This is a genomic window from Escherichia sp. GZ89, assembly GCF_019366485.1.
Taxonomy (GTDB): domain Bacteria; phylum Pseudomonadota; class Gammaproteobacteria; order Enterobacterales; family Enterobacteriaceae; genus Escherichia; species Escherichia fergusonii.
The window spans coordinates 331,255-344,866 of the sequence record NZ_JAEOHX010000001.1 but is presented as its reverse complement, the minus strand read 5'-3'; the positions used below and the strand labels follow the sequence as shown (position 1 = coordinate 344,866).

Annotated in this window: 13 protein-coding genes; 7 read left to right on the top strand and 6 right to left on the bottom strand. The window is 52.7% G+C overall.

What is annotated here, in order from left to right:
* Positions 1–10: 10 nt before the first annotated feature.
* The 6 genes from spy to astC all read right to left on the bottom strand — a co-directional run bounded on the left by spy (position 11) and on the right by astC (position 6,853).
* Positions 11–496 (bottom strand): ATP-independent periplasmic protein-refolding chaperone Spy, encoded by a 486-nt coding sequence (gene spy / locus K0335_RS01675; protein WP_001228975.1) that lies wholly within the window; start codon positions 494–496, stop codon positions 11–13.
* 329 nt (positions 497–825) lie between these two features.
* Positions 826–1,794, bottom strand: coding sequence for a succinylglutamate desuccinylase (astE, locus tag K0335_RS01670; protein ID WP_046081456.1), 969 nt, complete (start codon positions 1,792–1,794; stop codon positions 826–828).
* The gene (astB, locus tag K0335_RS01665; RefSeq protein ID WP_104919692.1) at positions 1,787–3,130 is read right to left on the bottom strand and encodes an N-succinylarginine dihydrolase; all 1,344 of its coding nucleotides are present in this window, start codon (positions 3,128–3,130) and stop codon (positions 1,787–1,789) included. Before astB ends, astE begins: the two co-directional genes overlap by 8 nt.
* Complete coding sequence (astD, locus tag K0335_RS01660) at positions 3,127–4,605, bottom strand: succinylglutamate-semialdehyde dehydrogenase (protein ID WP_104919691.1); 1,479 nt, start codon at positions 4,603–4,605, stop codon at positions 3,127–3,129. Before astD ends, astB begins: the two co-directional genes overlap by 4 nt.
* Entirely contained in the window at positions 4,602–5,636 is a 1,035-nt protein-coding gene (astA, locus tag K0335_RS01655) for an arginine N-succinyltransferase (RefSeq protein ID WP_000989454.1), read from the bottom strand. The genes astD and astA overlap by 4 nt, the downstream gene beginning before the upstream one ends.
* Entirely contained in the window at positions 5,633–6,853 is a 1,221-nt protein-coding gene (astC, locus tag K0335_RS01650; protein ID WP_219393704.1) for a succinylornithine/acetylornithine transaminase, read from the bottom strand. The genes astA and astC overlap by 4 nt, the downstream gene beginning before the upstream one ends.
* 445 nt (positions 6,854–7,298) lie before the next feature.
* Between astC and xthA the strand changes: the two genes are divergently transcribed.
* From xthA to K0335_RS01615, 7 genes are all read left to right on the top strand, one after another.
* Positions 7,299–8,105 (top strand): exodeoxyribonuclease III, encoded by an 807-nt coding sequence (xthA, locus tag K0335_RS01645; protein WP_000673939.1) that lies wholly within the window; start codon positions 7,299–7,301, stop codon positions 8,103–8,105.
* A gap of 156 nt (positions 8,106–8,261) precedes the next feature.
* Entirely contained in the window at positions 8,262–8,966 is a 705-nt protein-coding gene (locus K0335_RS01640; RefSeq protein ID WP_219393703.1) for a TVP38/TMEM64 family protein, read from the top strand.
* A gap of 3 nt (positions 8,967–8,969) precedes the next feature.
* Entirely contained in the window at positions 8,970–9,674 is a 705-nt protein-coding gene (locus K0335_RS01635; protein ID WP_001205123.1) for a TVP38/TMEM64 family protein, read from the top strand.
* Complete coding sequence (locus K0335_RS01630) at positions 9,674–10,222, top strand: carboxymuconolactone decarboxylase family protein (RefSeq protein ID WP_000524106.1); 549 nt, start codon at positions 9,674–9,676, stop codon at positions 10,220–10,222. Before K0335_RS01635 ends, K0335_RS01630 begins: the two co-directional genes overlap by 1 nt.
* Before the next feature lie 9 nt (positions 10,223–10,231).
* A complete protein-coding gene (locus K0335_RS01625; RefSeq protein WP_104919689.1) occupies positions 10,232–11,398 on the top strand; it encodes an ABC transporter substrate-binding protein in 1,167 nt (388 codons plus the stop codon).
* Positions 11,371–12,906 (top strand): ABC transporter permease subunit, encoded by a 1,536-nt coding sequence (locus tag K0335_RS01620; RefSeq protein WP_104919688.1) that lies wholly within the window; start codon positions 11,371–11,373, stop codon positions 12,904–12,906. Before K0335_RS01625 ends, K0335_RS01620 begins: the two co-directional genes overlap by 28 nt.
* Positions 12,906–13,559 (top strand): ATP-binding cassette domain-containing protein, encoded by a 654-nt coding sequence (locus K0335_RS01615; protein ID WP_104919687.1) that lies wholly within the window; start codon positions 12,906–12,908, stop codon positions 13,557–13,559. Before K0335_RS01620 ends, K0335_RS01615 begins: the two co-directional genes overlap by 1 nt.
* Positions 13,560–13,612 lie beyond the last annotated feature (53 nt).

Here is a 13,612-nt window from a genome sequence, read left to right as displayed (position 1 = left end):
GGCTGAAAGATTATTCAGCAGATGCAGGCATTTTACCTTTTGCCGCAGAGCGTTCTGTCAGACGCTTCTCAAAATTAGCATTAAATTGCTTTTTCTGTTCCGGCGTCAGGATGTTGTAAATCTTGTTCTGGGTTTCCATGTGCGCCAGCATATTAGCTTTGCGCTGTTCTTCCATTTTTGCGATCTGCGCTTCAGCTTTTGCTTTATCGAAGGTATCGCTGGCAATGATGTCATGCATTGCGCGGCGCTCTTCCAGCGGCGGACGTTTCATCTGGTCACGCTGGCCTTTCATGATTTCGCGGATCTGCTGTTTCTGCGCGTCGGTCAGGTTCAGGTCTTTGAACATCATGTCATGATGCGGACCGAACTTGCCTTTATGGTGCATCATCGGCTTCGCGTCAGCCGGTGCTGCGGTAGTAGTGTCTGCGGCGTGAGCCAGGTTAGCCGCGCCAAGAGCCAGGGTAGAGGCAACAAACAGTGCAGTTAATTTACGCATATTCTATATCCTTCCTTTCAGTTATTTATTACGGCTTTCTTAAGTAGCGTGCCGTGTTGACGAGATTAACTTTACTGACTTTAGCGTCAATTAATCAGAGCAACGGTAAAACAATGAAAGTGTAAAAAACACTTTTGCACCAATTATGGAGAAAAAAAGAAAATTTGATGGAGAGTGATGAGAGAATATTACAACGCAATGATTTTGCAGAGATTATGAAGAACTATACCGGATAGCTGGTGATAAATAAAGCAAATAACCAGGATTAATCTGTATTAATTTATAAGAAAGTAACTTAATACCCGCAGAATGATTTCTGCGGGTAAGTATTAGCTTATTTTTTCGAGCATTAATCCCGCGCGTAATCCCAACGCTACCAACGGATTAGGGAATAACACATACTCTACATCATGGGTTACGGTAAAACGTTCCTCACCGTCCTGCGCCAGCAACGTTCCTTTCTTAAACGGCATAAAATTCAGCGTGTCACTTGCCATATGCATTTCGAAGGACGGCGAGTGGCGAGTGATTTGCGAAACCACCCGATAACGTATTGGCGGCGTTCTCACGACACCGACACTTTCACCAGATACCCGCGCAGCAATTGCGCTGGCAGTTACTGCAAACTGGCGAAGATCGTTTTGTCCGAAGGGCAACGCTTTGCCGAGTTCCAGCGTACAGGCCAGCGCGCCAAAATGTCTGGCGCTGAAATGGGTAAACGTACCACCAGGCGCCTGATGGAACACCAGTGCCTCCAGCCCCGCCGTCCCCAGCCACGTCAGAAATTTCTCGTCCCAGGGAATATCACGTTGTGGTAAGACACCGAACTGCGGATGCAAGGAGCCACGAATGGCGGTATGCAGATCAAGGTGCCAGCGAACAGATTCCTTGCCCTGGTCAAAAAAATCTTCCAGGCACTGTTCCAGTTCACGCGCCCGACAGGTTTCCCCGCTTTCAGCAAATAGCTGCCAACGACCGCCAAACATTCGGTTCATGTCGCTATGGCAATAACGTTTCCCTTGCTTCAGTGCAGGAGGATTTCCGAAGATCACCAGCAACCGCCAACGTAACGGGATCTCGCCGTGAGATATCGCGCCAAGCAACGCATCAAGCATCTCTACAGGTGCCGTCTCATTGCCGTGGATCCCCGCTGAAATCACCAGCGCGCCTTGCGGTGGCGTTAATGGTGTCAGTTCCAGCACGCCATCGCCCAGCCAGCGCCAGCGAACGCCGTTAATTTCTCGCTCGGTGGTAACCGGTTTTTTACCCGTTAAGGTTAGAGCAAGAAAATTATCCATTGCCCCCTCCCTCACGCTGGAATGGATAAACCGAACCAAGATCCAATAATTGAGTCAGTGTATCCAGTGCTTCCCTTCCTTCGCGCAGCAATTGTGGATCGGCAAGATCCGCAGCAGTAAGACGATCGCGGTAGTAACGATCCACCCAGTCATTGAGCGCACTAAACAAGGTATCGTTCATCATCACCGCCGGATTTACCGCCCGGCGTTCTTCTTCTGTCAATACCACCCGCAACCGCAGGCACGCCGGGCCTCCACCGTTCGCCATGCTTTCACGTAAATCAAAGACTTTTAGTTCGCTAATCGGGTTGTCAGCGGCAAGGAGTTCATTGAGATAACACCATACTCCGGCGTGTTCACGACACTCCTGCGGCAGCACCAGCAGCATGGAACCATCATCGCGGCTCAACAGTTGGCTGTTAAACAGATACGTAGACACTGCATCTGACACGGAAACCTGAGTCGCCGGAACTTCTATCGCCATAAAACCATTAACCCGCGAACGCAGATTTGCCAGTAATTGCGCCTGGCGAGCGAACGCCTGCTGATGGCAAAACAGCACCTGGCGGTTGCTCACGGCAATGACATCATTATGAAAAACGCCCTGGTCGATAACGTCCGGGTTTTGCTGGGCGAAAATCACCTGTTGTGGATTAACCTGATTCAGCCTTGCCACCGCTTCGCTGGCTTCACGGGTTTGCCGCGCCGGGTAGCGGGAAGGTCGGGAAACATTGCCCTCTTCTCGCCCGTAGACAAAAAGCTGAATACCCGGTTCACCATAATGGCCGCCGAGACGATTGTGGTTTGCCGCCCCCTCATCACCGAGCAAGGCTACCTGCGGCAACGCCGAATGGACACTAAATTTCTCTTCGTCGTTAAAAATCGCTTTTAAAAGTGATTCGGTGACGGGCGCTTCCAGCGAACGGTGAAATTTATTGTTCAGGTTGGCAATGGTGAGATGCACTTTGCCATCCAGCGTATCGGCAGATGGCGCTACCGTGGCTGCATTGGCTACCCACATTGGTGATGCTGAACTAACGCTGGAAAGCCAGTGCGGTGCCTGGCGTGCAACCTTTTCCAGTACCTGCTCATCGCTACCACTGAATCCCAACTGACGTAAAACCGGAATAAACGGGCGCTCGTGCGGTGGGATCACCGCCTGGGGAAATCCCAAATCGGCAAGGGCTTTCATTTTCAGTAAGCCCTGTTTCGCCGCCAGTCGTGGGTTAGAGACCTGAAAACGGTGACTGGTAGAAGCTTCATTACCAAACGACAGGCCCGCGTAATGATGCGTCAGCCCCACCAGTCCGTCGAAATTGACTTCCCAGGCGTTCATCGCTCCACCTCCTCGGAAAAATCCAGACCGGGGTTAAGCGTCGTGGGCAACGTTAACGAGTCTGACTCCAGGCTTGCCATCGGCCAGGCACAATAATCCGCCGCATACCAGGCGCTGGGGCGATGGTTGCCGGAAGCGCCAACGCCGCCGAAGGGTGCGGTACTGGCGGCTCCGGTAAGCGGTTTGTTCCAATTAACAATCCCCGCTCGCGCTTCCAGTAACAGTTGCTCGAACTTATCCCGCCTGGAGGAAACCAACCCGCAAGAGAGGCCGAAGCGAGTATTATTCGCCATTCGAATCGCTTCATCGAAAGTGTCATAACGCCAGACGCGCAATAGCGGCCCGAACACTTCTTCATCCGGCACGCCAGCAACACCCGTCATTTCAACGATCCCCGGCGTAAGCAATGATGTTCCTGCACGCAGTAAACGTGGCGCAAGTAGGGTTCTTCCGCCCATCGCTTCCAGTTCCTGCCAGGCAGTAACCACCTGATGTGCAGCCTGCTCTGATATCAGCCCGCCAATAAACGGCTGCGGTTCATCGTCCCAGTTGCCCGGCGTTAATCGCTGGCTGACGGCAACCAGACGAGCAAGAAACGCATCGCCCTGCGCCCCGCTTTTCAGCAATAAACGGCGGGCGCAGGTGCAGCGTTGCCCGGCTGTAACAAACGCCGACTGAATGGTCAGATGGACAGCCGCGTCGATATCCGCCACCTCATCGATAATCAGCGGGTTATTGCCGCCCATTTCGAGGGCGAGAATTTTCTCCGGCTGACCGGAGAGCTGGCGATGCAACTGGTAGCCGGTATTGGCGCTGCCGGTAAACATCAAGCCGTCGAGATCCTCCAGCGCACTCAGCGCCTGACCCGTTTCACGCCCACCCTGCACCAGGTTCAGCACGCCTGGCGGCAAGCCAGCCTGCTGCCATAAACGCATTACCGCTTCGCCACTCCACGGTGTCAGTTCGCTGGGTTTAAAGATAATGGTGTTACCTGCCAGCAATGCCGGAACGATATGTCCGTTAGGCAGATGTCCGGGGAAATTGTACGGTCCAAACACCGCCAGCACACCGTGTGGACGATGGCGCAAGCTCGCCGCGCCGTCCGGCATTTCGCTACGCTGCTCGCCGGTACGAACGTGATACGCCTTAATTGATATCGCGATTTTATTGATCATCGCCGTCACTTCGGTTGCCGCTTCCCAGCGCGGCTTACCAGTTTCTCTGGCAATAATCGCGGTTAATTCGGCTTTATTGCTTTCCAGCAATCCGGCAAAGCGTTCAACTCTTACCTGACGATCGCCAAAGGAGAGTCGCGCCCAACGCGGAAACGCCGCACGAGCAGCCCGACAAGCCTGCTCGACCTGAGCGGCATCGGCATCATTGCCTTGCCATAGCACCTCGCCCGACACCGGATTACACTTCACACGCAATGCGCCCTGGCCCGTAACCCAGTCACCATTGATCCATAAAGTCATGCTGTTTTCTCCTCTGCGCACAGGCGCACCAGACGAACGCGATCCCCGGCGTGGCATTTGAGAGCATCCAGTTGTGCAGCGGTTAAAATCAAACGCTCGGTCGCTGGATCGGTACGCACCAGCACCACGCGGAAATGGTGATAATTTTCATTGGCGACCAGGCAGGCCGGGAATTCGCCCTGCGCAGGCTGCCCTTCAGCCACTTCCACCAGCCGACTTTTGCGGATGGCACGCACTCGGTCAATATCACACTCAAGCGTCGGTCCGCCGTCAAAAATGTCGATATAGTTACGGTAGCGAAAACCTTCTTTCTCCAGCACCGCGCGGGCAGGCGCGGTCTGCGGATGTACCTGACCGATGACGTCCTGCGCTTCCTGGGATAAAAAGTGGGTATAGATCGGATGTTTCGGCATCAGTTCTGCAATAAACGCCTTTTGCCCGGTGCCGCAGAGAAAATCGGCGCGGCTAAAATCCATCGAAAAGAAGCGTTTACCGAGGCTTTGCCAGAACGGTGAATAGCCGTGTTCGTCTATCACCCCGCGCATTTCGGCGACCACTTTGTCATTAAACTTGTCGCGAAAAGCCGCCATAAACATAAAGCGTGATTTCGACAGCAAATAGCCGTTGCCCTCTTTGCGCCAGTCCGGGTCGAGAAACAAGGTACACAGCTCGCTGCTGCCGGTGTGATCGTTACTGAGAAACAGCGTCGGCAATGCGTTATAGACATTCAGCTCTTTCGAAGCGTGAACCAGCGTGCCGACGCGATAGTTGTACCAGGGATCGTTCAGACCAACCGCTACCTCTATAGCGCAAATTCCCGCCACAGTGCCTGTCTCGCTATCTTCCAGTACAAACACATAACCCTGCTCACTTTTGGGCAGTTCGCCTTGCCAGGTTTTGATTGCCCTTTCGATACGCGCCGAAAGCGTGGCTTCATTGGCGGGAAGCGACGTCAGGCCGCCGCCCGTTTTGCTGGCAAGCTGCATTAACGCTGAGACATCAGTGCGTTCAACGGGACGGATGACCATCATGATGAACCTCCGCTCACAAAGCGTTCACAGGCCACAGCAAAACGATCCAGCCCGGTCGTCACCTCTTCTTCGCTGACGTTGAGCGCAGGCGCAAAACGCACCACATTGCCACCAGCAATCAGCACCATCACGCCCGCTTTTGCCGCCTCCTGAGAAATTTGTTTCGCTTGCCCAGCGTAATCCGCATTCAGCACACAGCCAATCAGCAGACCTAATCCGCGAATTTCACTGAACAAACCGCAGCGGTGATTAATGGTATTAAGACGCTCAACAAACCAGTCGTGACGCTGTTTAACGCCATTAAGCATCTCTGGCGTGTTGATGAGATCCAGCACTTTACCCGCCACCGCCGATGCCAGCGGATTGCCACCATAGGTAGTGCCGTGGGTGCCAACAGTCATCACGCTGGCGCACCCTTCGGTTGCCAACAGAGCGCCAACGGGGAAACCGCCGCCCAGCGCTTTGGCGGTAGTTAACAGATCAGGCGTCACGCCGTAGTGCATATAGGCATACAGTTCCCCGGTACGCCCGACGCCTGTTTGTACTTCATCAAAAATCAGCAATGCATTGTGGCGGTCACACAATTCACGCAGACCCTGTAAAAACAAGTTGCTGGCTGGCACCACACCGCCTTCCCCCTGGATGGGCTCGACAATCACCGCACAGGTAGAGTCGTCAATCAGCGCACTGGCAGAATTGAGATCGTTATACGCCGCATGACGGATATCCGGCGGCAGTGGCGCAAAATCCTGCGAATAGGCAGGCTGCCCGCCCGCACTAACGGTAAACAACGTGCGCCCGTGGAACGCATTTTTAAACGCCACAATGCCGCTCTTATGGCTGCCGTAGCGGTCGTGGGCGAATTTACGCGCCAGTTTCAATGCCGCTTCGTTGGCTTCCGCGCCGGAGTTACAAAAGAAGACGCGATCGGCAAAAGTGGCGTCGATCAATTGTTTCGCCAGTCGCAGTACCGGCTCGTTGGTGTAACCATTACCGGTATGCCAGAACTTACTCGCCTGTTCGTTCAGCGCCTCACGCAGTTCCGGGTGCGCATGGCCCAGTGCGTTCACCGCAATGCCACCCGCGAAGTCGATATACTCTTTCCCCTGCTGATCCCACAAGCGCGAACCTTCGCCACGTACCGGAATAAATGGTGCCGGAGCGTAAACAGGTAACATCCATTCATCAAAGTTTTCACGCGTAATTGGCTGAGACATAGCGACCTCTACAGTAAATAATTAGTTATTTATATGTTAATAATAAGTAATGTTTGCGCTGTAAATGTAGATTGCAGGGTTCGTGCCAGCCAGTGATAAAAGTGCATAAATGGCAGAGGCCAACTGGAAATCAAGCAGTTATAACCAAACCATATGCATTTAAAGTGCATATAAAGTGAATACGTTTGCGATGTGGGTGAATAAAAAGAATAAAAAACGCAATGTTATGCAGAAGTAAAATATAATTCTGGAATTGTGATCATTGACGAAATTTACTGGAAATTACTGCGCCATTCTGACGCAGCGCGCACCAAAAGCGGGCATTTTTTGCGCCATCGTTGACATCATTAACAACCATCGATCAAATCACTTAACAACAGGCGGTAAGCAAAGCGAAATTCTGCTACCATCCACGCATTCTTTATCTGAATTAATGGCAGCGACTATGAAATTTGTCTCTTTTAATATCAACGGCCTGCGCGCCAGACCTCACCAGCTTGAAGCCATCGTCGAAAAGCACCAACCGGATGTAATTGGCTTGCAGGAGACAAAAGTTCATGACGATATGTTTCCGCTCGAAGAGGTGGCGAAGCTCGGCTACAACGTGTTTTATCACGGGCAGAAAGGCCATTACGGCGTGGCTCTGCTGACCAAAGAGACGCCGATTGCTGTGCGTCGCGGCTTCCCTGGCGACGGCGAAGAGGCACAACGGCGGATTATTATGGCGGAAATCCCCTCGCCGCTGGGTAATGTCACCGTGATCAACGGTTACTTCCCGCAGGGTGAAAGCCGCGACCATCCGATAAAATTCCCGGCAAAGGCGCAGTTTTATCAGAATCTGCAAAACTACCTGGAAACCGAACTCAAACGTGATAACCCGGTGCTGATTATGGGCGATATGAATATCAGCCCCACCGACCTGGACATCGGCATTGGCGAAGAGAACCGCAAGCGATGGCTGCGTACCGGAAAATGCTCTTTCCTTCCGGAAGAACGCGAATGGATGGAGAGACTGATGAGCTGGGGGCTGGTGGATACCTTCCGCCATGCAAATCCGCAAACAGCAGATCGTTTCTCATGGTTTGATTACCGCTCAAAAGGTTTTGACGATAACCGTGGCCTGCGTATCGATCTGCTTCTCGCCAGCCAACCGCTGGCAGAATGTTGCGTAGAAACCGGCATCGACTATGAAATCCGCAGCATGGAAAAACCGTCCGATCACGCTCCTGTCTGGGCGACTTTCCGCCGCTAATGACGCAGCCTCCTGACATCCTCCAGGTCAGGAGGCCGATTCTTGAGGATAATCAAGAAACTGGCAGTAAGGATTTGTGACCAGCTTAGGTTTGTTATACCGTCATCGCGTTTTTCACTTCTCTATTATCAAGGCTTGATATAGGAAATCTCCACGATGAAAGCTGAGTGTAAGTTCGTTGTTGGTAGCCTGACTTTTGCTCTGGCAATTTATCTTGTTTATGCTTCAGGCATATTCAATTTCATTAGCGATCTTCCTCACTTGCAGGCACTTATTCGCCAGAGTGGTATTTTCGGTTACAGCCTTTATATTCTGTTATTTGTTATTGCCACTCTTCTGCTGCTGCCCGGTAGTGTCCTGGTCATTGGCAGTGGCATTATTTTTGGTCCATTCTTGGGGACTCTGCTTTCGTTAGTTGCAGCAACGCTCGCTTCGTCGGTTTCCTTTTTGATTGCTCGCTGGATGGGGCGAGAACTGGTGCTGAAATATGTTGGGGATACCACCGTCTTTCAGTCTATTGAGAAAGGGATTGCACGTAACGGTATCGATTTTCTTATTCTTACCCGCTTAATTCCGCTATTTCCTTACAATATTCAAAATTACGCCTACGGATTAACCGCCATTGCCTTTTGGCCATATACCTTTATTTCGGCATTCACGACTCTGCCGGGGATCTTTATTTATACTTTTATGACCAGCGACCTTGTTACTGAAGGCATAACATTATCATTTATTTTCAAACTTTGTCTGGCAGGGCTAATACTGTTTATTCTTATTCAGCTTGCTAAATGCTACGCCCGTTATAAACAAGTGGCACTGACCACTTCTGATAAAACCTCTTTAACCGAACAACAAAGATGAAAGATGAGAGATAAAAACCGTAAAATGTGGCTCTGGCGTGGCGTCATTATCATCTTGTTAATTGTTGCGCTGCTCGCATGGGCGCTGATTCCCGGCGTCCGTGAGTTTATTAACAGCAGCCTTGTAGCCTTTGCCGCCGTGGATCAACAAGGCATTGAACGCTTTATTGCGTCTTACGGCACGCAGGCTGCACTGGTCTCATTCTTTTTAATGATCTTACAGGCCATTGCTGCACCGCTGCCTGCGTTTTTAATTACCTTTGCCAATGCGTCGCTGTTTGGCGCGTTCTGGGGCGGCTTGCTGTCGTGGACCAGTTCGATGGCGGGCGCGGCGCTGTGCTTTTTTATCGCCAGAGTGATGGGCCGCGAAGTGGTGGAAAAATTAACCGGTAAAACCGTGCTTGACAGTATGGACGGCTTTTTCGCTCGCTACGGCAAACACACTATCCTGGTATGCCGGTTATTGCCTTTTGTCCCTTTCGATCCAATCAGCTATGCTGCCGGTTTGACATCAATACGTTTTCGCTCGTTTTTTATCGCCACCGGGATTGGTCAGTTACCGGCGACTATTGTTTATTCCTGGGCGGGCAGCATATTAACAGGCGGTACTTTCTGGTTTGTCACCGGACTGTTTATTCTGTTTGCCCTGACCGTGGTGATTTTTATGGCGAAAAAAATATGGCTTGAACGCCAGAAGAGGAATGCCTGATGGGTTTACCACCGCTTAGCAAAATTCCTTTAAGTTTACGTCCGCAGGCGTGGCTGCATCGTCGCCATTACGGCGAGGTGCTAAGTCCAATTCGCTGGTGGGGACGGATCCCGTTTATCTTTTATCTGGTGTCGATGTTTGTCGGTTGGCTGGAGCGTAAACGCTCACCGCTCGATCCGGTAGTGCGATCGCTTGTCAGCGCGCGCATTGCGCAAATGTGCCTGTGTGAGTTTTGCGTGGATATCACCAGTATGAAAGTCGCCGAGCGTACCGGCAGCACCGATAAGTTGCTGGCAGTGGCTGACTGGCGACAAAGCCCGCTCTTTAGCGATGAAGAACGGCTGGCGCTGGAGTACGCCGAAGCCGCAAGCGTAACGCCGCCAACGGTCGATGATGCCCTGCGCACCCGACTGACTACGCATTTTGACGCCCAGGCGCTCACCGAACTGACGGCATTGATCGGCCTGCAAAATCTGTCAGCCCGTTTTAATTCTGCCATGGACATTCCCGCTCAGGGACTGTGCCGACTTCCTGAAAAACGTTCTTAAGGAGAGATGATGCGCCATTGTGGGTGGTTGCTGGGACTGTTATCGCTATTTTCTTTGGCAACTCATGCCAGTGACTGGCAGGAAATTAAAAATGAGGCCAAAGGGCAAACCGTCTGGTTTAACGCCTGGGGCGGCGATACCGCAATTAACCGCTATCTCGACTGGGTTAGCGGCGAGATGAAAACCCATTACGCTATAAACCTGAAGATTGTTCGTCTGGCGGATGCCGCAGACGCGGTGAAGCGCATTCAGACCGAAGCCGCAGCCGGGCGCGAGACAGGCGGTTCGGTGGATCTGCTCTGGGTGAACGGCGAAAACTTCCGCACCTTAAAAGAGGCCAATTTACTGCAAACCGGCTGGGCTGAGACTCTGCCAAACTGGCGTTATGTCGATACACAACTGCCGGTACGGGAAGATTTTTCTGTACCTGTCGAAGGCGCAGAATCGCCGTGGGGCGGCGCACAACTGACGTTTATCGCCCGCCGCGATGTTACGCCACTGCCACCACAAACACCGCAAGCCTTACTAGAATTCGCTAAAGCCAATCCTGGCACGGTTACCTATCCGCGCCCGCCAGACTTTACTGGCACCGCATTTCTTGAACAGTTACTGATTATGCTGACGCCAGATCCCGCAGCATTAAAAGAAGCGCCGGATGAAGCCACTTTCGCCCGTATTACTGCACCCTTGTGGCAATATCTTGATGCGCTGCATCCGTATTTATGGCGCGAAGGAAAGGATTTCCCACCTTCGCCCGCGCGGATGGATGCTCTGCTGAAAGCTGGCACATTGCGCCTGTCGCTGACCTTTAATCCTGCACATGCCCAGCAAAAAATCGCCAGTGGCGATTTGCCGGCAAGCAGTTACAGTTTTGGTTTTAACGAGGGGATGATTGGCAACGTGCATTTTGTCACCATTCCTGCTAACGCGAATGCCAGTGCTGCGGCGAAGGTTGTCGCCAATTTCCTGCTCTCACCCGATGCACAGCTGCGTAAGGCAGATCCTGCTGTCTGGGGCGATCCATCGGTTCTCGATCCGCAAAAACTGCCTGACGGGCAGCATGAAATATTGCAATCAAGAATGCCGCAGGATCTGCCGCCGGTACTGGCTGAACCGCACGCAGGTTGGGTAAATGCGCTGGAACAAGAATGGCTACACCGTTACGGTACGCATTAATCTTGTTGCTGTGGGCGATGGTGGCGGTGATTTATGCACCGCTGATCCCGGCAGCTCTCACGCTGATATCGCCTGCTTTGTCGTTGGCACACTGGCAGGCGTTATTTGCCGATCCGCAGCTACCGCAGGCATTACTGGCGACGCTGGTGTCAACAACCATCGCGGCGCTCGGCGCATTGACGATTGCCCTGCTGGTAATTGTGGCGCTGTGGCCTGGACCGAAATGGCAGCGTATGTGCGCCCGTCTGCCGTGGCTGCTCGCAATTCCCCATGTTGCTTTTGCCACCAGCGCCCTGTTGCTGTTTGCTGAAGGTGGCCTGGTTTATCAGGTTTTTCCTTTTCTCACTCCGCCGATGGATAAATTGGGTATTGGGCTGGGCCTTACCCTGGCGGTGAAAGAAAGCGCATTTCTGCTGTGGATCTTAGCGGCAGTATTGAGCGAGAAACGGCTGTTGCAGCAGGTTATTGTACTGGATTCGCTGGGCTACAGCCGCTGGCAATGTCTGAACTGGTTGTTGTTGCCCTCCGTCGCGCCTGCACTGGCAATGGCGATGCTGGCTATTGTGGCATGGTCGTTGTCGGTCGTGGATGTGGCAATTATTCTCGGGCCGGGTAATCCACCGACGCTGGCGGTAATTAGCTGGCAGTGGCTAACCCAGGGTGGCATTGACCAACAGACAAAAGGCGCGCTTGCCAGCCTGCTGCTGATGCTGTTACTCGCCGCCTACGTTTTGCTTGGTTATCTGTTATGGCGCGCCTGGCGACGCACGATCCCCCAGGACGATGGCGTTCGTAAGCCTGCCACGCCTTTATTGCCAGGGATTACGCTGGCGATTTTTTTACCCTTAACCGGTGTGCTGTGTGTGGTTCTGCTGGCGATCCTCGCGGATCAGTCGACGATCAATAGTGAAGCGCTCATCAACAGCCTGACAATGGGGCTGGTGGCGACGTTTATCGCTTTGGTCCTGTTACTGCTGTGGCTGGAATGGGGGGCAAAGCGTCGCCAGTTGTGGCTCTGGTTGCCCATTTTATTACCCGCTCTGCCGCTGGTGGCGGGCCAGTACATGCTGGCGCTATGGCTGAACATAGATGGGAGCTGGACAGCGGTGGTCTGGGGGCATCTGCTGTGGGTAATGCCGTGGATGCTGTTTATCCTGCAACCCGCCTGGCAGCGCATTGATTCACGGTTAATTTTGATTGCGCAAACACTGGGCTGGTCGCGGGCCAAAATCTTCTTTTACGTGAAATGCCCACTCATGTTGCGCCCTGCGCTGATTACCTTCGCGGTGGGATTTTCAGTCAGTATTGCGCAGTATATGCCGACGCTGTGGCTGGGCGCGGGGCGTTTTCCGACACTCACCACTGAAGCGGTGGCATTAAGCAGCGGCGGCAGCAACGGCATTCTCGCCGCCCAGGCTTTATGGCAACTACTGTTGCCGCTTATTATTTTTGCCCTGACCGCGTTAGTCGCAAAATGGGTAGGTTATGTCAGACAAGGACTCCGCTAATGCTCTGCGTGAAAAATGTTTCGCTACGTTTACCAGAAAGCCGCTTGCTGACAAACGTTAACTTTACGGTGGATAAAGGTGACATTGTCACGTTAATGGGGCCGTCTGGCTGTGGAAAATCTACACTGTTTTCATGGATGATTGGTGCGCTGGCCGGACAGTTTTCTTGTGCAGGTGAGCTATGGCTCAATGAGCAACGGATTGACATGCTACCCACTGCACAGCGTCAGATTGGCATTCTTTTCCAGGATGCACTGTTATTTGACCAGTTCAGCGTCGGGCAAAATTTACTGCTGGCGCTACCGGCGACACTTAAGGGGAATGCCCGACGTAATGCCGTGAATGATGCACTTGAGCGTTCAGGCCTTGACGGAGCTTTCCATCAGGATCCTGCCACTTTGTCTGGTGGTCAGCGAGCGCGCGTTGCTCTGCTACGCGCCCTTCTCGCCCAGCCAAAAGCGTTACTCCTGGATGAGCCGTTCAGCCGTCTTGATGTGGCTCTGCGCGATAATTTTCGCCAGTGGGTGTTCAGCGAAATTCGCGAACTGGCGATCCCCGTCGTTCAGGTAACGCACGATATCCAGGATGTTCCTCCTGATAGTTCTGTTCTGGATATGGCGCAGTGGTCAGAAAATTACAACAAACTGCGATAACGCAAAGTTTTTCCCAATGCGTCAGTTCAGAATGGCGCACTCAAAACTACAAT

Coding starts and splice junctions, on each gene's coding strand:
- K0335_RS01615 (WP_104919687.1), top strand. CDS start 12,906: ATGCTCTGCGTGAAAAATGTTTCGCTACGTTTACCAGAAAGCCGCTTG.
- spy (WP_001228975.1), bottom strand. CDS start 496: ATGCGTAAATTAACTGCACTGTTTGTTGCCTCTACCCTGGCTCTTGGC.
- K0335_RS01640 (WP_219393703.1), top strand. CDS start 8,262: ATGAAAGCTGAGTGTAAGTTCGTTGTTGGTAGCCTGACTTTTGCTCTG.
- K0335_RS01635 (WP_001205123.1), top strand. CDS start 8,970: ATGAGAGATAAAAACCGTAAAATGTGGCTCTGGCGTGGCGTCATTATC.
- K0335_RS01620 (WP_104919688.1), top strand. CDS start 11,371: ATGGCTACACCGTTACGGTACGCATTAATCTTGTTGCTGTGGGCGATG.
- xthA (WP_000673939.1), top strand. CDS start 7,299: ATGAAATTTGTCTCTTTTAATATCAACGGCCTGCGCGCCAGACCTCAC.
- astD (WP_104919691.1), bottom strand. CDS start 4,605: ATGACTTTATGGATCAATGGTGACTGGGTTACGGGCCAGGGCGCATTG.
- astE (WP_046081456.1), bottom strand. CDS start 1,794: ATGGATAATTTTCTTGCTCTAACCTTAACGGGTAAAAAACCGGTTACC.
- astC (WP_219393704.1), bottom strand. CDS start 6,853: ATGTCTCAGCCAATTACGCGTGAAAACTTTGATGAATGGATGTTACCT.
- astA (WP_000989454.1), bottom strand. CDS start 5,636: ATGATGGTCATCCGTCCCGTTGAACGCACTGATGTCTCAGCGTTAATG.
- K0335_RS01630 (WP_000524106.1), top strand. CDS start 9,674: ATGGGTTTACCACCGCTTAGCAAAATTCCTTTAAGTTTACGTCCGCAG.
- astB (WP_104919692.1), bottom strand. CDS start 3,130: ATGAACGCCTGGGAAGTCAATTTCGACGGACTGGTGGGGCTGACGCAT.
- K0335_RS01625 (WP_104919689.1), top strand. CDS start 10,232: ATGCGCCATTGTGGGTGGTTGCTGGGACTGTTATCGCTATTTTCTTTG.